Annotated in this window: 18 protein-coding genes; 7 read left to right on the top strand and 11 right to left on the bottom strand. The window is 68.0% G+C overall.

Annotated elements, in window-relative coordinates; translation table 11 throughout:
• Positions 1 to 3 precede the first annotated feature (3 nt).
• The gene (locus tag AB0J95_RS28085; RefSeq protein WP_364763965.1) at positions 4 to 807 is read right to left on the bottom strand and encodes an SAM-dependent methyltransferase; all 804 of its coding nucleotides are present in this window, start codon (positions 805 to 807) and stop codon (positions 4 to 6) included.
• Positions 808 to 846: 39 nt separating this feature from the next.
• Here AB0J95_RS28085 and AB0J95_RS28080 point away from each other — a divergent pair, with 39 nt between their 5' ends.
• Positions 847 to 1,887: a dipeptidase gene (locus AB0J95_RS28080; protein WP_364763963.1), complete on the top strand. Its 1,041-nt coding sequence runs from the start codon at positions 847 to 849 to the stop codon at positions 1,885 to 1,887.
• Here the strand turns inward: AB0J95_RS28080 and AB0J95_RS28075 are convergent.
• From AB0J95_RS28075 to AB0J95_RS28050, 6 genes are all read right to left on the bottom strand, one after another.
• On the bottom strand, positions 1,844 to 2,536 hold the full coding sequence (locus tag AB0J95_RS28075; protein WP_364763960.1) for a hypothetical protein: 693 nt from the start codon (positions 2,534 to 2,536) through the stop codon (positions 1,844 to 1,846). The genes AB0J95_RS28080 and AB0J95_RS28075 overlap by 44 nt on opposite strands.
• A 161-nt stretch (positions 2,537 to 2,697) precedes the next feature.
• Positions 2,698 to 3,267 carry a hypothetical protein gene (locus tag AB0J95_RS28070; protein WP_364763957.1) on the bottom strand — a complete coding sequence of 190 codons (570 nt, stop codon included), beginning with the start codon at positions 3,265 to 3,267 and terminating at the stop codon, positions 2,698 to 2,700.
• Between the two features lie 225 nt (positions 3,268 to 3,492).
• Positions 3,493 to 3,726 (bottom strand): hypothetical protein, encoded by a 234-nt coding sequence (locus tag AB0J95_RS28065; RefSeq protein ID WP_364763954.1) that lies wholly within the window; start codon positions 3,724 to 3,726, stop codon positions 3,493 to 3,495.
• A gap of 177 nt (positions 3,727 to 3,903) precedes the next feature.
• Complete coding sequence (locus tag AB0J95_RS28060) at positions 3,904 to 5,034, bottom strand: right-handed parallel beta-helix repeat-containing protein (protein ID WP_364763952.1); 1,131 nt, start codon at positions 5,032 to 5,034, stop codon at positions 3,904 to 3,906.
• A 154-nt stretch (positions 5,035 to 5,188) separates the two neighbouring features.
• On the bottom strand, positions 5,189 to 5,770 hold the full coding sequence (locus AB0J95_RS28055) for a nucleoside deaminase (RefSeq protein ID WP_364763949.1): 582 nt from the start codon (positions 5,768 to 5,770) through the stop codon (positions 5,189 to 5,191).
• An 18-nt stretch (positions 5,771 to 5,788) separates the two neighbouring features.
• Positions 5,789 to 6,082, bottom strand: a complete 294-nt coding sequence (locus AB0J95_RS28050; RefSeq protein WP_364763946.1) for a hypothetical protein — start codon at positions 6,080 to 6,082, stop codon at positions 5,789 to 5,791.
• A gap of 134 nt (positions 6,083 to 6,216) precedes the next feature.
• On the opposite strand from AB0J95_RS28050, the gene AB0J95_RS28045 reads away from it, so the two are divergent.
• The 5 genes from AB0J95_RS28045 to AB0J95_RS28025 are packed head-to-tail and all read left to right on the top strand — an operon-like array spanning position 6,217 to position 10,384.
• On the top strand, positions 6,217 to 7,608 hold the full coding sequence (locus AB0J95_RS28045) for a SulP family inorganic anion transporter (protein WP_364763943.1): 1,392 nt from the start codon (positions 6,217 to 6,219) through the stop codon (positions 7,606 to 7,608).
• 24 nt (positions 7,609 to 7,632) lie between these two features.
• Entirely contained in the window at positions 7,633 to 8,460 is an 828-nt protein-coding gene (locus AB0J95_RS28040; protein ID WP_364764621.1) for a GNAT family N-acetyltransferase, read from the top strand.
• Positions 8,461 to 8,469: 9 nt separating this feature from the next.
• Positions 8,470 to 8,823, top strand: a complete 354-nt coding sequence (locus AB0J95_RS28035; RefSeq protein ID WP_364763940.1) for an MmcQ/YjbR family DNA-binding protein — start codon at positions 8,470 to 8,472, stop codon at positions 8,821 to 8,823.
• Positions 8,824 to 8,826: 3 nt separating this feature from the next.
• Entirely contained in the window at positions 8,827 to 9,678 is an 852-nt protein-coding gene (locus tag AB0J95_RS28030; RefSeq protein WP_364763937.1) for an aminoglycoside phosphotransferase family protein, read from the top strand.
• Between the two features lie 4 nt (positions 9,679 to 9,682).
• Positions 9,683 to 10,384, top strand: coding sequence for a transporter substrate-binding domain-containing protein (locus tag AB0J95_RS28025; RefSeq protein WP_364763934.1), 702 nt, complete (start codon positions 9,683 to 9,685; stop codon positions 10,382 to 10,384).
• 1 nt (position 10,385) lies between these two features.
• Here AB0J95_RS28025 and AB0J95_RS28020 read toward each other — a convergent pair whose 3' ends face one another.
• The 4 genes from AB0J95_RS28020 to AB0J95_RS28005 are packed head-to-tail and all read right to left on the bottom strand — an operon-like array spanning position 10,386 to position 16,334.
• Positions 10,386 to 11,870, bottom strand: coding sequence for a glucoamylase family protein (locus AB0J95_RS28020; RefSeq protein WP_364763931.1), 1,485 nt, complete (start codon positions 11,868 to 11,870; stop codon positions 10,386 to 10,388).
• Complete coding sequence (locus tag AB0J95_RS28015) at positions 11,867 to 13,825, bottom strand: glycosyltransferase family 2 protein (RefSeq protein ID WP_364763928.1); 1,959 nt, start codon at positions 13,823 to 13,825, stop codon at positions 11,867 to 11,869. The genes AB0J95_RS28020 and AB0J95_RS28015 overlap by 4 nt, the downstream gene beginning before the upstream one ends.
• Positions 13,822 to 15,135 carry an HlyD family efflux transporter periplasmic adaptor subunit gene (locus AB0J95_RS28010; protein WP_364763925.1) on the bottom strand — a complete coding sequence of 438 codons (1,314 nt, stop codon included), beginning with the start codon at positions 15,133 to 15,135 and terminating at the stop codon, positions 13,822 to 13,824. Before AB0J95_RS28010 ends, AB0J95_RS28015 begins: the two co-directional genes overlap by 4 nt.
• Positions 15,132 to 16,334, bottom strand: a complete 1,203-nt coding sequence (locus AB0J95_RS28005) for an NAD-dependent epimerase/dehydratase family protein (RefSeq protein ID WP_364763922.1) — start codon at positions 16,332 to 16,334, stop codon at positions 15,132 to 15,134. Before AB0J95_RS28005 ends, AB0J95_RS28010 begins: the two co-directional genes overlap by 4 nt.
• 407 nt (positions 16,335 to 16,741) lie before the next feature.
• Here AB0J95_RS28005 and AB0J95_RS28000 point away from each other — a divergent pair, with 407 nt between their 5' ends.
• A complete protein-coding gene (locus AB0J95_RS28000) occupies positions 16,742 to 17,428 on the top strand; it encodes a phosphoadenylyl-sulfate reductase (protein WP_364763919.1) in 687 nt (228 codons plus the stop codon).
• Position 17,429: the final 1 nt, after the last annotated feature.

Genomic DNA, 17,429 nt, shown 5'->3' with positions numbered 1-17,429 from the left:
CTCCTACGGTTTGACGCCGACGGCGCCGACGAACAGGCGTTGCATCGCGCCGAGCGGGCGGGCCCGCGGGCCGTCCGGCCACCAGTCGGCGATCGGGCCCATGCCCGGTTCGAGCAGCTCCAGCCCGGGCATCATGTCGTGGATCCGGTCGATCGTGCGGAACCAGCCGCCGCCGCGGGGCATCACGCTCATGTACACGTCGTGCACGTCCTGGGCCACCTGAGCCAGGTCGCTGTCCGGCTCGGGCTGCAGGCCGTGCATCAGCGCCACATAGGATCCGGGCGCCAGGTGGTCGATGGCCTGCGCCATCGCGCCCCACGGGTCGAACTCGTCCGGGAAGTGGTGCAACGTGCCGATGTGCAGCAACGCCACCGGCTGGTCGAAGTCGAGGTGCTTGCGGATGATCGGATCGGCGAACACCCGCTCGGGACGCGTGATGTTCACGTCGACCATGTGCGTGCGGTCGTTGTCGGCCAGCAGCGCCCGGCCGTAGGCGACGACGAGCTGGTCACTGGACACGTAGACCACGGACGATTCGGGGTTCAGCCGCAGCGCGATGTCGTGCGTGTTCTCCCCGTACGGCAACGCGGGCCCGCAGTCCAGGAACTGGCTGATCCCGGCCTGACCGGCGAGGAAACGCACCACCCGGGAGCTGAAGTCGCGGATGTCCCGTGCGGCCGCCGGGAACTGGGGGTCGATCCGCAGCAACCGGTCGCGAACCTCGCGGTCGGCGTCGTAATTGTCCTTGCCGCCGAGGAGCGCGTCGTAGATGCGCACCACGTTCGGCACGGGTCTGCCGCTGCTCACGGCATCACAGTAGCCCACTGAGTGGGCCATTCTGGACACATGACCCTCCATCAGGACGCCGTAGTCGCCGATGCGCATAACGATTTGCTCATGCTGGTAGCCCGCCGGCCACGGTCTGTGTGGGTGCGGTACTTCCGCGAGCGTTGGTACCCGCAGCTGCGTGACGGCGGGATCAACGTGCAGGTGCTGCCCGTGTTCGTCGACGACGAGTTCCGCCCCGAAGGCGCGTTGCGCCAGACACTGCGGATGATCGAGGCCGCGCACCGGATCGCCGAGGGCAACGCCGACTTGGTCGCTGTCTGCCGGGACGGGGCGGAGATCGGCGCGGCGCTGGCGTCCGGGCGGATCGCGCTGGTCCTGGCGCTGGAGGGGTGCCCGCAGATCGACGAGGACGTGGAGCTGCTGGAGACGCTGGCCCGGCTCGGCGTGCGGATCGTGTCGTTCACGCATTTCGGCCGGTCCGCGCTGGCCGACGGGTCCGGTGAGGACGGCACCGGCAGCCGGCTGACCAAGGCCGGGGTCGAGGCGGTCGGCCTGCTGGAGGAGCTGGGCGTGCTGATCGACGTGTCCCATGTGGGCCGGTCCAGTGTGGAGCACATCCTGGAGCTGGCCACCCGCCCGGTGATCGCGACGCACTCCAGCGCGTTCGCCCTGCGTGAGCACCACCGCAACCTGACCGACTCACAGCTGCGCGCGATCGCGGCGACCGGTGGGGTGATCTGCGTGAACTTCTTCGCCGGGTTCCTGACCACGCAGAAGCCCACTGTGGATCACTTGGCCGAGCACATCGAGTACACAGTGGACATCGCCGGTGCCGATCATGTCGGCCTGGGCAGCGACTTCGTCGCCGAGGTGTTCGCCGAGACGGTTCCGGCCTGTGACCGGCCGTTGATCGTGGAAGGCCTGGACACCGAGGTCTACGTGCCCGGCCTGGAAGGCCCGGCGGGTATGCCGTTGGTGACGTCCTCGCTGCTGGAGCGGGGGATGGACCCGGCGGTGGCGCGCAAGGTGCTCGGCGCCAACCTCGTGCGGGTGCTTACGGACGGTAGCAGCGGCCGTTCTGGTACAGGTCGCCACTGACGACGGGCAGGCCGTCGGGCGGGTTGAGCTGGTAGGGCGCGGTGCGTTGGAGGGCCTGTTCGCAGCTGCTCACGCCACTGTCCGTGGCCGCGCCCACCCACAGCTTGAGGTCGCCGCTGCCGCAGTCGCCGCAGACGTCCTCGAGGATGAAGTAGCGCCTGAAGTCGGGCACGTAGATCCGGGTGCCGGGGCGCATCGCGTTCTGCCTGGTGGCGAACGTGATCGGGTCGCCGAACGTGCCCGAGCCGCCGGCCTGGCCGTGCAGGACGTTCGGGTAGGCGATGTCGCGGCTGCCGCGGGGCTCGTTGTCGCGGGCGCTGAACATCAGCAACCGGCCGGTCGCGTTCGGCTGGACCTGCGGGCCCGGCTTGGGCTGGTTGACCGGCGGCGCGTTGTTCGGCGGCGGCGCGGGCGGCGGCGCGGCCGGGTTCGTCGTGGTCGTGGTGTTCGGCGGGGCCGCCGGTCCGCTGATGCTCGCGACCGGGGGCGGCGGCATCGAGAAACTCTGCTGGGCGGTGTTTCCCGTGGAGATCTCGATACCGCCGGCGTCCATGCTCGGCACGGCCAGACCGGGCATCTGGTCCGGGGAACTCGTGCAGGCGGCAAGGGTCAATGCCAGTACCGCACCAGCCGCATAACGAAGCCTCATGCACGAACATCCTTGCGCGTCAACCTGATCGGCCCCCGCGGAAACCTAGCGAACACGGATGTCCCAACGCAACCGCCGGGTCCGTTCGGTTTGGTGGATCATTCTGGCGGGCAACGTCTTTCTCGATTCGGCGGGCCGATATGACCCGCGTGCATCTGGCTCTACTTTCGCCAGGTCACGGACTTGTCGGCAGTGTCATAAGGCTTGCCGGTGTACATCAGCGACGCGATCGGGTCGTTCGGAACGCCGAACTGCAGCCGGCAGGTCTCGTAGACCGCGCCCTTCGCGGCGAAGTCGTCCGGCGCGAAGATGTGCTCCGCGCAGCCGGTCACGGTGATCTCGCGGCCGATGCTGAACAGGGTTCCGGGAAAACCGCCGCTCTTGGTGGTGGCCATCAACGTGGGCGCCTGAATACCCGCAAGATTGGCGCCATCGATGTTGGTCAGGGTCTCCTTGACGAAGAAGAAGTACTTCCCGCGGATCTTCGCCTTGTCCTCGTCCTTCAACGGCAGGCCGTCGACATCCGCATCGGGCGCTTTCACGCTGTCCACAGTGACCGAGATCCCCACGAGACCCTTCGCGTACCGGCTGTAGAACGGAATCACCGCCTGCTGCCCGAACTTCAGCTTCGCCCCCGGCTTCGTCGTCTGGTCGGACAACTCCAGCACGGGCGTCACCGTCAGGTACGGCATCTCCGTCGTCGTCGGCGTCGGACTAACTGGCGCACTCACCGACGTCACAACCGCCCCCGTCGTCTGCGCCACCGACGGCGTCCCCGAACCCCCACCTCCCGTACACCCCGCGACCCCCACCACCACAAGCGCACAGCAAATCCCCACACGAATACGCATCAGAAAATCCCCCAGGTTGGAAACACTTGCTCAGGGCAATCATAAGCCCCACTCACAAGGGCTTTACACCGCCCCGCCAGCCATTGCCCACAATGCCGCGACCGGTCAGCTGTTGGTTGACTGTTTGGTGCGCAGGGCTCGCCAGCCGATCACGCCGATGATGGTGCCGAGGACGAAGGACACGACGGTCAGGATGGCGTGGACGATGAAGTAGCCGGTCGGGGCGCCGGTGGGGGTCCAGGCGCGGTCGGAGTCCCAGAGGTTCTTGGCGAACGTGATCCAGATGATCCAGGACCAGACACCGAAGGCGGTCAGGAAGAGGGCTGTGCGTCGGGACATGCGTCCATTGTGCAAGGTGGGTGCTGGGGCCTCGGGAGTGGTTCGATTTTGTGCGGGGATCCCTGCGGCGCACGGGCAGGAGAAAAAGGGGCAGGTCTGGCGAGCTGCCCCGCCGGAAAGCCTATGTGGGCCGCCACCCCGCACAAAATCGAACCACTCCCGAGGCCGAGCGCCTGGTCAGGTGGTGGTGTTTCCGGCGGTGTGGAGGCGTTGGTCGCCGGTGGGGATGGTGCAGGGGGCGCCGCCGGCGTTGGTGAGGCCGGTGGGGGAGAGGGTCCAGGCTTCGCTGCTGTTGTCGCCGTCGTAGTCGGAGATGAGGTGGTTGTTGGCGAACCGGTTGTGGTACGAGGCGCATTGGCGTTCGAGGCCGGGGTTGGCGCGGACGCATGTCATGTCGCAGAACTCGTCGCGGTAGAAGCCCGCGCGGCCGGTGCGGACGAAGGTGTTGGCCTCCACGGTGTTGAGGTTGCTGCGGTCGCGGATCTTCACCGGGTCGCCGTTGATGTACGTGAAGTCGTTGCCGCTCATGGTGTTGTTCGAGCTGAAGTGGGTCACGTACAGGCCGTGGATGTGGCCCGCGTAGGCGCCGTGGTTCTCGATGTTGGTGAAGTGGTTGTTGGCGATCCGGTTGTCCGACGAGTTCGTCAGCACGATGGCGCCCCACCCGTAGCAGGTCGCCCCGCATGGCGCCCATTTGCTGCCCAGGTGGGTGAACACCATGCCGAACACCGTGTTGCCGTTCATGCCCTTGCTGCCCCGTTGACGCATCGGCGGGTTGTACGTCTCATCGGTGACATCCCGCTCCGAGTCGCCGAAGAACGACATCCCGCCGGCTGAGTACTGCTCGACCTGCAGGTAGTAGAACCGCAGACCGGTGGTCCCGCCCTCGTACAGCGGATCCGCGTGATCCAGCGGCAACCGCGGCTGCAACCAGAACCCGGACGGCTCGCTGGGCACGTTCCGGAAGATCGGCCGCCCGGCGATCCCACCCTGCCCCTCCCCGTACGTGTAGTCGATGGGCATGAACGACACCGTGTGCCCGGGCACGTAGAACCGCCAGTCCTGCATCGGCGGCGCCTCATACGTGCCCTGCTTGATCCGTATCTCCACATCCGTCGACGGCTTGGCGGCCCGCAACACCTCCTGCACCCGCACCAGGCTCCGAACCGGAGCCGAAGGCGACAACCCACTCGCCGCATCCGACCCGGTAGCCGACATGTACACCGTGAACACATCCGCCGCCCGCGCCACCGGCCCCACCATCGCCCCCACCACCAGCGCGGCCGCGATCCCCGCACCCCAACGCATAGTTCCCCTTCCCCTGCAATCGTTTCCGTTGAAGCTACGAGAGTGCGGGGAGTGCTGGCCAGCGTTTCAGCGACCGTGGAAACCTCCGTCGGGGCCGGTGACCTGCCCGGGGAGCTGGTTGCGGATGCTCAGGCCGGCGCTAGGCCATGACTGTCTACTTAGTACCCCGAGCGTTGTAGACGGTCACGTCCGAGCGTTCCCCGTACTCCCGGAACACCGCCAGCGCCTCCTCGCGCAACACGTTGTCCCGCACGGAGATCCCGCGCTCCTCCAGCTGCGATCGCCAGTCGTCGCGCATCGGCCCCTCGTCGAACCCGGTCAGCTCCTCAAGCTCGGGCCCGGACCCGGCGATGGTCAACTGCTGCACGCCCGACCACACAACCGCGCCATAGCACATGACGCACGGGCGCCAGTTCACCATCAACTCGTACGGCGCCCCCGCGGCCGAGCTCAGATCCCAAGTCCCCAGCCGTGTTTGCGCCAACGTCAAGGCGAGGATCTCCGCGTGCGAGGACGAAATGTTCGACGCCAGCACAAGGTTCACCCCGGCCGACACGATGTGACCGTCCTGATCGGACACCAGCGCGGCGAACGGCCCGCCCAAGCCCTCAACCGGATTGCGGGCGGCCAACCGGTGCACGAGCCGCATCCGCTCCTCGACATCGGGCGACGACACCGCGCCCACCTCGTCGACGACCCAGGAAGGCAGCTGCACACCGAAAGAAGTGGGGATCACCGACCCCAGGGTAACGGACTAGCTCGCCACCGGCGAGGCGAACCGCGACCCCAGCGCCGCCTTGCCCGACTCCGTTGCCACGACAGGGACATCGGTCCCGCTCGCACCCGGCAACACCCGGACGAACCCCAGCCGCGACAGCGAATCCAACGCGTCACCCACCTTCTTCGGCACCGGCCCGCTCCCGCGCCCGGGAGTCGGCCCCGCCCACACATATCCCATCGAAGCGCCCCAGAGCCCGTTGTGGAACAGGACGCGGCCCTGCGCCGCGTCGGCCAGCGCCGAGCTCTGCGCGGTCGTCAACGTGTTCATGGACCCTCATCATCCGCCCGCACAACGAGGGGAATCCATAGGACCGGCGGGGCTACCGTCGTACCGGAGTCGCCTGGCGAGTCCACTGTGGATTGCGCGCCACGACAAAGGCGCCCGGACAGGTGAGGTCATTCGTGAGGACTGTACGGACCGAGGTGTTGTCCGCTCTGGTGGTCGCGTTCGCCCTGATCCCGGAGTCGATCGCGTTCTCCGTCATCACCGGTGTCGACCCGAGTGTGGGCCTGACCACGTCGTTCACCATGGCCGTGGTGATCTCGATCGCCGGTGGCCGGCCGGCCATGATCTCGGCGGCGACCGGGGCGATCTCCCTGGTGGTGGCGCCGATCGCGCGCGAGTACGGGTTCGGCCACCTGGTGGCGGCGGTGATCCTGGGCGGCCTGTTCCAGATCGTCCTCGGCTCGCTGGGGGTCGCGAAGCTGATGCGGTTCGTGCCGCGCAGCGTGATGGCCGGGTTCCTCAACGGCCTGGGCATCCTGATCTTCCTCGCGCAGCTGCCGAACCTGGTCAACGTGCCCTGGCAGGTCTACCCGCTGTTCGCCGCCGGGCTCGTGCTGATCATCCTGTTTCCCGCTGTCACCAAAGCGATCCCGGCGCCGCTGGTGTCCATCGCAGTGCTCACGGCGTTCACCATCGCCGCCGGGATCTCGGTTCCCACGGTCGGCGACAAGGGCGCGCTGCCGAGCGCGCTACCCACCCCCGGTATCCCGGACGTTCCGTTCACTGTGGACACTTTCGCCCTGCTTGCCCCGTACGCCTTGGCATTCGCCGTCGTCGGTCTGCTGGAGTCGCTGATGACCGCGCGGGTGGTCGACGACATCACCGACACCCACTCGAACAAGAAGCGCGAGGCGGTCGGCCAGGGCATCGCGAACGTCGTCACCGGGTTCTTCGGCGGTATGGGCGGCTGCGCCATGATCGGCCAGACGCTGATCAACGTGAAGACCGGCGGCGCCCGCACCCGGCTGTCGACCTTCCTGGCCGGTGCGTTCCTGATCGTGCTGTGCATCGTGTTCCGGCCGATCGTGTCCGGCATCCCGATGGCCGTGCTGGTGTCGGTCATGGTCCTGGTCGCGGTCACCACGTTCGACTGGAACAGCATCGCCCCGGCCACGCTGCGGCACACCCCGATCGGCGAGACCGCCGCGATGGTGCTGACCGTCGGAGTCGTTGTGGCCACGCACAACCTGGCCATCGGCGTGGTGGCAGGCACGCTGATCTCGATGGTGGTCTTCGCCCGCCGGGTCGCGCACAAGGTCGACGTCACCGCGGCCACGAGCGAGGACAACAGCCAGGTCGTCTACGCGATCAAGGGGGAGCTGTTCTTCGCCTCCAGCAACGACCTGATGTACCAGTTCGACTACCCCAACGACCCCGGCAAGGTGGTGATCGACCTGTCCGAGGCTCGGATCTGGGACGCCTCCTCGGTCGCCGCCCTGCGCACGATCGCGACCAAGTACGCCACCCGCGGCAAGCAGGTCGAGATCACCGGCGTGCCGGCGGGCTGAAAACCGGTGGCGCCCGCCTCCACAATGGAAGGCGTGTCCTTGTTCTGTGATGTCGCGCTGGCCGCCCGGATCGAGCGCGCGGAGGTCGACCTGGTCCGCAGCGGCAACGAGGCGGCGCGCCGGCGCGGCGCGACGGGCATCGCCATCCCGGTAGCGGGCGGGATCGCCAGCAACGCGGAGGATGGCTCCCCGCTGAACAAGCTGGCGGGCCTGGGTTTCGACGGCGTACCCACCAAGGCCGAGCTCGACGAGATCGAGCGCGCCTTCGGTGACCTCCCGGTCCAGGCCGAGATCTCCACGCTGGCCGACCCGGCGGTCGCGGCGGCGTTCACCGGACGCGGCTACCAGCTGGTGTCGTTCGAGAACGTGCTGGGCCTGTCCCTCGACGGCGGCTGTGAACGGATCGCCCCGCCTGGGATAACGGTGCGGCGCACCGACGAGGACTTCGAGGCCTGGCTGGATGTGCTGGTCGACGGGTTCGCGCACCCGGACGACCAGGGTGTGCCGTCGCACGAGGAGTTCCCCTGTGAGATCCTCGCGAACGCCGTCAAGGACCTCTCGGGACCCGGATCGTCGCGGTACGTGGCCCTGCGCGAAGGTGAGCTGGTCGGGGCGGCGAGCTGCCGGATGACCGAGGGCGTCGCGCAGCTCAACGGCGCGGCGACGGCGCCCGCGCATCGCCGCAGGGGTGTGCAGACCGCGTTGCTGTCCGCGCGCCTGGCGGATCTCGCCGAGGCCGGAGCGGACATCGCGGTGATCATCACCCAGCCCGGCTCCAAGTCACAGCAGAACGCGCAACGCCGGGGCTTCGACCTGCTGTACACCCGGGCCATCCTGGTGAAGCAGCCCTAAACTGCTCCCGTGGCCGTGCGTAGTCAGGACTTTGACCGGATCGTGGACGCCCTCGCCGGGGTGGAGCGGGCCAAGGGCGGGCGGTACACGACGTTCAGCGTGCACGGCAAGCGGTTCGGGTACTACTGGCCGCGAACCGAGACGGTCGGCCTCAAGCAGACCATCAGCGAGCAGCTGGCCCTCGTGGCCGAGCGCCCGGACGTGTTCGAGATCCAGTTCACCTCGGGCGGGTTCGGCTGGGTGGTGGTCTACCTGGCCGGGATCGAGGCGGACGAGCTGGCCGAACTGGTCTACGAGGCGTGGCGGCTGTCCGCGCCGGAGGACCTGATCGCCGAGGTGCCGTTCCCACTGCGACTGGGGTGACGAATGCGGATCATGGGGCTGTCGCGGACCAGGCTGGTCACCCGGTTCGGCGGGCTGGCCGAGGGCTGGCTCGACGGCCTGGACGCGCTGATCGACGAACTGGCCGGGCAGTGGCGCCTGCGGCCGGTCGAGCAGCTGCCCGCGGGCGCGACCTCCGTCGTGTTGTTGTGCGAGACGGACAAAGCCCATGCCGTCCTGAAGCTGACACCCGATCCGGGGATCGCCCGGCAGGAGGAACTGGCCCTGCGTGCGTGGGCCCGGACCAGGTATTCGGTGGATCTGCTCGACGCGGACATCGAGCACGGTGCGTTGCTGCTGGAGTGGCTGCCCCAGGCGCACCGCCTGATGGATACCGAATGGTCGCTCGATGAGGTGATTCCGTTGCTCACCGAGCTGCGCGTGCCGGGGATGGGCGGCATCCCTACCCTCACCGAACGCACCGAACTGATCTTCGACCTGACCGGGCGGCGGGCCCGCCTGCCGGAGGACCTGCTGGCCAGGAGCCGCGCGGCCGCCCGGGCGCTGACCGTCGGCGGCCACTCCGGCCTGGTCCACGGCGACCTGCACCTGGGCAATGTGCTTCGCACCACGCGCGGCCCGGTCGCCATCGACCCGCGGCCGTGCCTGGGTGACCAGACCTTCGACCTGGTCGACTGGGTGCTCACCGGTGTGCTGGACGAGACCGAGGCCCGGCAAAGAGTCGCTGAGCTGGTCAAACGCGTGCCGGACGTCGACCGGGACCGGCTCTGGGCGTGGTGCGAGGCGCTGGCGATCGTGCTCGCCGCGACCCCGCTGACCCACGACCCGCACGATCCGCACGGCCGGTTTCTCCTCGGGCTCGCGGCTCTAGTCTGACGGTATGACGATCATGGAGGACCTGGCGCCGACCGGTGTGCTGCGGGCGTCGATCAACCTCGGCAACCCCGTGCTGGCCCAGGGCACACCAGAAGCGCCTACTGGGGTCACTGTCGACATCGCGCGGGAGGCCGGCGCGCGGCTGGGCGTGCCGGTTGAGCTGCTGTGCTTCGACGCGGCGCGCAAGTCGGTGGAGGCGATGGCCGCGGGCGAGGCGGACATCTGTTTCCTGGCCATCGAACCGGCCCGCGAGGCGGAGGTGGCGTTCACCGCGCCCTACGTCGTGATCGAGGGCGTTTTCGCTGTGCCGCAGGACTCCGGGCTGCGGACGGTCGCGGACGTGGACAGCCCAGGTGTGCGGATCGGCGTGAAGAAGGGCTCGGCGTACGACCTGTACCTGACCCGGACGCTGAAGTTCGCCGAACTGGTCCGTGGCACCGAGAACACCGAGGCCTTCCGCGCCCAGCGCCTGGAGGCGCTGGCCGGGATCCGCCAGCCGGTCACCGCGTTCGTCGAGGCCAACCCCGACGTCCGGTTGATCGGCGAGCGGTTCATGCAGATCCGGCAGGCCGTGGGAACGCCGAGGAACCGGCCGCAAGCAGCCATCCGGTTCCTCGGCGAGCTGGTCGACGAGCTGAAGGCGAACGGGTTCGTCGCCGAGTCGCTGCGCCGGGCGGGTCAGTCGGACGCGCTGGTCGCGCCCTGACTCACGGGTCGGCCAGGCCGACGATGGTGAACCGCTCCATCTCCAGGTAGGGCGCGACGACCCGGGCGTACGAGGTCGCGCCGAAGTGGGCCTGGAGTTTGTTGTGGGTCAGCGTGTTCGCGATGGCCATCAGGATCGCGGTCTGGCTGATGGCCATGAACCGGGTGGAGATCCTCCCGGTCGAGATGGTCACCGAGTCCAGGAACCCGTACTGGTTGCGCAGGTTCGGGTAGGACGTGACCAGGTTGGTGATGTTGGTGAACGCCTGCCGCGGGATCACTGGCAAGGCGAGGAAAGCCGCATAGGGAGCGGTGACGTCCGCGGAGATCGGGCCGTGGTCGATGCCCAGGTCGGGTGCGCCGTAGTTGGTGTAGCGGCCATCGGGCGGGGTGGTCGCCGGAACCCAGCCCCACGTCGGGGAATGGGCACTGTACGAACCGTAGGAACCGTGGCACAGCGCGGTGTTGCGGTTGTTGAGGCCCAGGCTCTTCGGTGCCATGGTCTGTTCGGGGATGACCAACGCGGGCGCCAGGGCCTGGTACAGACTGCCGTTGAAGGTGGGCACGAACTTGATCCGGTTGAACGTGTAGTGCCCTTCGTACACCGTGTAGGTCTTGTTGTTCTGCGGGTCGGTGTACGTCATGTCCCGGCCTTGCGGGACCTGGCGTTGCCGCCGTTCCTTCGGGGGCGTGCGGGCCAGGCCCCACCACAGCGAGCCGGGTACCTTGCCGCTGCCGATCGCCATGTAGTCGGCGATCCTCGGTCCGGAATAGAGGTTCGTGTAGGCCGAGGTGGAGTACGAGCCGCCCACCTGGTATCCGTTGTAGAGCACGTTGTCTGACTTGTGGTACAGGAAATCCCACTGCATGGCGTCCGCGAAGGACCTGAAGTCCAGGGTCGGGAACGCGTCCGAGGCGGTGAGCAGGCCCTGCGCCAGCCAGCCATTGTCCACGGTGGACACATAGCCGTCCTTGATCGGCTTGCCCTGGGGTGACTCCAGCGGCTTGCCGGTCTCGGTGTCGTACCAGCGGAAGAAGAAGCCCTTGTAGGTGGCCAGCCTGCGGATCTGGTCCAAAGTGGCCGATGCGTGTGCCAGCGCCTGCTCGTGGCTGATCAGGCCGATGTCCTCGGCGGCCACGATCGAGGTGAGCCAGTTGCCGATCAGCGCCGGGTTGGTGTACTCCTCGTTGGGCGACGGCGGCGCCAGTTCCACGTTGGGCCCCGGCTTCCCGGCCAGCCGCACGCTGTTGCGCAGCAGGTGGGTCGCCGGGTTCAACTGCGGGCCGGACAACAGGTTCCACGTTCCGGCCGCGATGTCCCGCAGTGTCTTCAGCTCGTTCGCGTCGAACAACGGGGTCGGGTCGGTCACCACCGTGGTGTCCGCGGCGGCCGCGGACCACGGGTCGAGCGGCTCACCCCGGACCTGTGGAGCGACGCACGCGGCCAATGCCAGCACTAATGCGATTCCGAGGACTCGCCTCCTCACGACGACTCCTCGGCCGGCAGATACCTCGGGCGCAGCACCGGCCACGTGACGCTGGGCGCCCGTTGCGTCCGCCGCCAGGTCACGGGTCTGGTCCGGATCAGCAGCAACGCCTCCACGTTCGCCAGCCGTTTGACCATGACGAACCCGAGGAACAACGGCCACCAGAACAACGACGTCCAGAGCTTGCGGTACCACATGCTGCACATCACCACGACCAGGTTCGGCAGCTTGGCCAGCACGAAGAACGCCAGCAAATGGAGCACGTTGTGCCGCGCCTCCGGCTCGAAGAACGCGCCCTGGACGGCGAACAGGTAGGCGGCGAACTGCATCGGCTGCACGATCCGGCGTGCACCCTTGAAGAACTCCGCGAACCAGAACCGCGGACCCGCCGATCCGCAGGCGAACGGCACGAACCGGGCGAAGTTGTAGATCGAACCGCAACTCCACCGGCGGCGCTGAAGCCTGGTCTGCGCCAGGTCGTCCGGAACGTCCTCATAGGCCCAGACCCGCCGGTCGTACACCGCGCGGTAGCCGATTCGCGCGATGCTGCAGGTGAAGTCGATGTCCTCGCCGAGCATTCCCTCTGGCCAGCCCCCGATCTCCAACGCTGCCTCGCGCCGCACCGCCGTGTAGTTCCCGGGCACACACGGCTGCATGTCCACGACCGCGTACGCCAAGCGCGGCAAACCGAAGCCGGCCGCCAGTTCCAGCGCCCGCATCCGGTCGATCCAGGTGGTGAACGGCGGTTTGGGCATCATGAACGCGCCGACCAGGCCGATCCGCGGGTCCGCCTCGAACCACGGAATGGTGTAACGCAACGAGTTCGGGTGCAGCTCGCAGTCGGTGTCGTGCCGGACAACATAGTCCGCCGTGCAATGCGTCAGCGCGAGGTTGAGCGCGGTCGCTTTACCGACGTGGGTTCCTTGCAGCACAATGCCTTTGACCGCGACCGCGCGCGCCATCGCCTCCTCGGCGAGCCTGCGCGTGTCGTCTGTGGAACCGTCGTCGCACAGGATCAGCCGAACCGGGCCGCCGTACGCGGCGGCGGCCCGGTCGACGCTCTCGACCCAGCGGACGATGTTGGTCTCCTCGTTGAACGCCGGCCCGATCACGTCGACCGGGGGCGGGTTCGCGCTGGGCTGCGGCAGCTTCCGCCGCCCCACCACGCGAAGCAGCGTCAGCACCGCGTAGAGCCCGAACTTCAGGTACGCCGGGATCGCCAGCAGGACGAACGTGTAGTAGACCGGGTCGCCGCCGATCAGGTCGATCACGTGGTCGGCGCCCGCGGCGACGAAAAGACTCACCGCGGCCAACGTGGTCAACAAGATCAGATTGTCGAAAGTGCTGGGAGAACGCCTGATCGGCACCTGGGTCGGCCGCGGCAGGCGATATGTGGTCAAGGCGAGCCGCATCGCCAGCACGTACGCGACCAGGTAGTGGATGATGATGCTGGCCAACGGGAACGGATCCAGCGGGACCCCGGTCACCATGCCGAACACGGCCAGCGCGCTGTCCGCGGCGATCGACGTGAAGATCGCCAGCGGGGCGTGCGACAGGATCATCAGCCTGCGCCCCGGGGTCGCGTGCACGGTCACCGAGAGTGCGAGGCAGAAAGCCAGGAAGCTCAACGGGATGATCGGCCGCAGGTGCGACACGTAGCCGTCCACCAGCCCGGGCTGGGGCAGCACCCGGACCACCAGGTGCGCGATCGCCGCACGGTAGAGCCGGCTCAGGTCCGGCGATCGCAGGCTGGACAACAGGATGCTGCCGCCGATGGCCACGATGACGAAGACCGCCACCCGCCGCAACGACGGCGGGTGCGGTTTCGCCAGCTTGACGACGTTGCCGACACCCTGATCCGAGGTGTCGTACCGCCGTCTCAACGCCTGCAGGACGATCACCGCTGCCAGGGCGAGGTCCAGCAGCAGGAGGGCAAGACCGGACGGATCGATCACGGGAACTCCACGCTCAGGCTCATTCCGGGCACAGTCCCGTCCGGCCAGTCGTGCACCGCGAGCCGCACGTGGTAGGACACGCTGCCGCCCTGGTTGACCGGTACCGGGATGATCGACTGCACGGTGCCGTCCACCACCTCCTTGGACGTGTTCACCGTGATCCGGGCGAGGTCACCCTGGCGGATGCGCGCCACGGCCTCCTCACCGACCTGTGCGATGACGTGGAAGCCGGACGTCGCAAGGGAAAGCAACGGCTGTGTGTCATCGCCCGGGTTCTTCGTCGCGCTCGAGCCGTCCGCGGGCGGGAACAGGCTGAACGCGGGACCGTCTCCGGCCTCGACGGCCTGGGGGCCGGAGAACGTGCGCACCCCGTTCGGCCCGTCCAGCTCACCGGCGATGCCGCCGACGTTGACCACGGTGCCGGCCATCGGCGCGACCAGGGTGAGCGCGTCGAGTCCGGACTGGGCCTGGTCCACCGCGGCCTGGGCGGCCGACACATCCGCCTGCGCGGCGGCGATGTCGGCCGCGGTGGCGGAAACCGCCGCGGTTGACTGCTGGTTCTGGGCCATGGCAAGGGTTGTGCGGGCGGTCGCGACCGCCGTGTTGGCCGCGTCCTGGGCCCGTGCGGCGTTAGCCTCCTTGCCCGCGAGTGCCGCGGCCGCAGTGCCGACCGCGGCGGTGTCCTGCTGGATCTGCATCTGCAGCTCCGGGCAGTACCGGGGCACCGTCTCACCCGTACAGTCCGAACGGTATCTGGCCGTGTCGGTGTCCAGCGTGGACTGTGCTTTGGTCACGGCCGCACGGGCTTGTGCGACGTCGGCGTCACCTTTGCTGGTGGCGTCCTTCACCATCTTCTGTGCCCCGGACAGCTGGATGTTCGCCTTCTCCACCTGCAGATCCAGGCTGCGCTTCACCGAGTCCGGCAGGATCGGCGCCTGTAATGCCGTCACCCGCGCCTTTTTGGCGTCCAACACGGCTTGCGCGTTCTTCACCGCGGCAGTGGCGGCAGCGGTGTCCTGGATCGCCAAGGGCTGCCCCTTGACCACGTGATCACCCGGCTTGACCAGGATCTGGGTCACCCGTCCGATCTGGACGAAGTCCAGGTCCATCGACTGTTCCGGTTGGACGATCCCAGCGAAGGCGCTGCGCGAACCGACCTGTGTCACCGTGTACCAGGCCACGACGGCGCCGGTGGCCAGCACGGCGACGGCCACCACGAGTTGGCGGACCGAGCTGTGCGGGTAGCGCTCCTCGGGGACGGCGGCGGCCGCGGCGGCGTTCATGCCACGGATCCGGACGGTACGGGTCATCGGGGCAGCTCGGTCATCAGGTCGCCGGACGTGGGCATGCCGGCCCGCCACACCGAGCGGGCGATGATCTTGGTCAGGTCGGCGCGGTGCTGGTACCGCTCCGCGATGTCCGTGATCTCCTCGAGCAGGCCGCTGGACAACGTCGTCGGTTCCAGGCCCAGCGCCAGGAAACGGTCGTTGCGGACGTTCAGCTCGTTGGCGTCGGCCTCCTGGCGCGGGTTGGGCAGGTGCGCGACCTCCGCGCCGGTCAGCTTGCCGATCAGCTCGGCCAGGTCGGCCACCCGGTGGGTCTCGGTGATCTGGTTGAACACCTGCGGCTTCGCGCCCTCGGGAGGGTTGTTCAGCGCGATCTCGATACACCGCACGGTGTCCCGGATGTGGATGAACGCGCGGGTCTGGCCGCCGCTGCCGTGCACGGTCAGCGGGTGCCCGATCGCCGCCTGCATCAGGAATCTGTTGAGGACAGTGCCGTAGTCGCCGTCGTAGTCGAACCTGTTGATCAATCGCTCGTCCAGCACCGTCTGCGGCGTCTGGGTTCCCCACACGATGCCCTGGTGCAGGTCGGTGATCCGCAGCCCGTCGTTGCGGGCGTAGAAGGAGAACATCAGCTGGTCGAGCGTCTTGGTCAGGTGGTAGACCGAACCCGGGTTGGCCGGGTGCAGGATCTCGCGGTCGATGTCGCCGTCCGGGGTGGGCACCTTGACCGTCAGGTAGCCCTCGGGGATCGGTGCCGAGCCGGACCAGCCGTAGCCGTAGACGCCCATCGTGCCAAGGTGGACCAGCGCCGCGTCGACTCCGGTGGTGACCATGGCGGACAGCAGGTTGTGTGTCGCACGCACATTGTTGTTCACGGTGTAGCGCTTGGCCCGCGGCGAGCGCATCGAGTACGGCGCGGCCCGTTGCTCGGCGAAGTGCACGATCGCGTCCGGACGCAGCCCGGCCAGCAGGCTGACCAGCAGGTCGTGGTCCTCGGCCAGGTCGAGCCTGCTGAACCCGATCTCCCGGCCGGACACTTCCTTCCACGCGCGCAGGCGTTCCCCGATCGGGCGGATCGGGGTGAGCGACTCGACCTCGAGCTCCAGGTCGATGGCCCGGCGGCTGAGGTTGTCCACAATGGTCACTTCGTGGTCACGTGCGGACAGGTGCAGTGCGGTCGGCCAGCCGCAGAAGCCGTCGCCGCCCAGGACAAGGATGTGCATGTTCGGTTCCCGTCTCTCTTCTCTGCAGGGGTGAAGCGAGATGCCCGGGGGCGGTCCTGGCGCGTCCCGAGCTGGGTTTATTAGGAAACCTTCTTTACTATTGATACTCCGCCTGTCGGGAACCTGTCAATCACCAAGCGTCTCGATTCGGTAGCGGGCGGTGTCCTGCCACCGGGGTTGACGTCAAGGTCGATGTTGGGGTACCTATGTGCCAGGTTTGTTAGGAAACAAAGTTAACAATTGCCCGGTTCGTCGCATCTGGCCTGCCTGTGCGGGTCCTGAGCCCGGTCCTGAGCGGTTCTCACGCGGCGGCGGGCGCGACATCCTCTTTCTGTTCATTGTGTTCAGCCGCCAGCGGGATCCCGGTGCCCTGTCCGTACCGGGCTGTGCCGTGCCCTGCCGCACGGATGCTGGAGGAGGCGAACGTGGCCGCTGCCGGAGAACTCGGCGCGCACGCCGGAACCACCGCCGAGGACGTCATGGCCTGGACGGCCGACGTGTTCGGCGACAAATGGATCGTCGCGTCGAACATGCAGGACGCGGTGCTCATCCACCTTGCGGTGCGAGTGAAACCGGATGTCGAGGTGCTGTTCCTGGACACCGGCTACCACTTCGCCGAGACGATGGGGATGCGGGAGGCCGTCACGCTGGCCTATCCCCGGATCCGCGTGGTGGACGCCCGCGCCGAGCGGTCGGCCGGCGAACAGGAAGCCGAAATGGGACAGCTGTACCGGGACGATCCGGACAGGTGCTGCCATCTTCGGAAGGTCGTGCCGCTGCGACGGGTGCTGTCCCGGTATGACGCGTGGGTGACCGGGGTGCGCCGGGCGGACTCGCCCGCGCGGGCCGGCACCCCGCTCATCGGCTGGGACGAACGCAATGGTCTGGTGAAAGCGAATCCGCTCGCGCTGTGGTCGGACGCCCGCCTGCGGGCCTACATCGACCACCACCGGATTCTCGAGAACCTGCTTGTCTCACAAGGATATCCGTCGATCGGCTGCGCGCCGTGCACGGCCAGGCCCGACCCCGGCGCCGATCCGCGCAGCGGGCGCTGGGCCGGCCGCGCGAAGACCGAGTGCGGACTGCATGGATAGG

It is taken from the genome of Actinocrispum sp. NPDC049592 (genome assembly GCF_040675465.1).
Lineage (GTDB): Bacteria > Actinomycetota > Actinomycetes > Mycobacteriales > Pseudonocardiaceae > Kibdelosporangium.
Note: the sequence above shows the minus strand (reverse complement) of the source record. Positions and strands in the feature narration are given on the sequence as shown.

Bases quoted from the DNA above. Each gene is read 5' to 3' on its own strand.
- AB0J95_RS28080 (WP_364763963.1), top strand. From the start codon at position 847: ATGACCCTCCATCAGGACGCCGTAGTCGCCGATGCGCATAACGATTTG.
- AB0J95_RS28005 (WP_364763922.1), bottom strand. From the start codon at position 16,334: ATGCACATCCTTGTCCTGGGCGGCGACGGCTTCTGCGGCTGGCCGACC.
- AB0J95_RS28075 (WP_364763960.1), bottom strand. From the start codon at position 2,536: ATGAGGCTTCGTTATGCGGCTGGTGCGGTACTGGCATTGACCCTTGCC.
- AB0J95_RS28000 (WP_364763919.1), top strand. From the start codon at position 16,742: ATGCTGGAGGAGGCGAACGTGGCCGCTGCCGGAGAACTCGGCGCGCAC.
- AB0J95_RS28050 (WP_364763946.1), bottom strand. From the start codon at position 6,082: ATGAACACGTTGACGACCGCGCAGAGCTCGGCGCTGGCCGACGCGGCG.
- AB0J95_RS28025 (WP_364763934.1), top strand. From the start codon at position 9,683: ATGACGATCATGGAGGACCTGGCGCCGACCGGTGTGCTGCGGGCGTCG.
- AB0J95_RS28010 (WP_364763925.1), bottom strand. From the start codon at position 15,135: ATGACCCGTACCGTCCGGATCCGTGGCATGAACGCCGCCGCGGCCGCC.
- AB0J95_RS28065 (WP_364763954.1), bottom strand. From the start codon at position 3,726: ATGTCCCGACGCACAGCCCTCTTCCTGACCGCCTTCGGTGTCTGGTCC.
- AB0J95_RS28040 (WP_364764621.1), top strand. From the start codon at position 7,633: ATGGAAGGCGTGTCCTTGTTCTGTGATGTCGCGCTGGCCGCCCGGATC.
- AB0J95_RS28060 (WP_364763952.1), bottom strand. From the start codon at position 5,034: ATGCGTTGGGGTGCGGGGATCGCGGCCGCGCTGGTGGTGGGGGCGATG.
- AB0J95_RS28030 (WP_364763937.1), top strand. From the start codon at position 8,827: ATGCGGATCATGGGGCTGTCGCGGACCAGGCTGGTCACCCGGTTCGGC.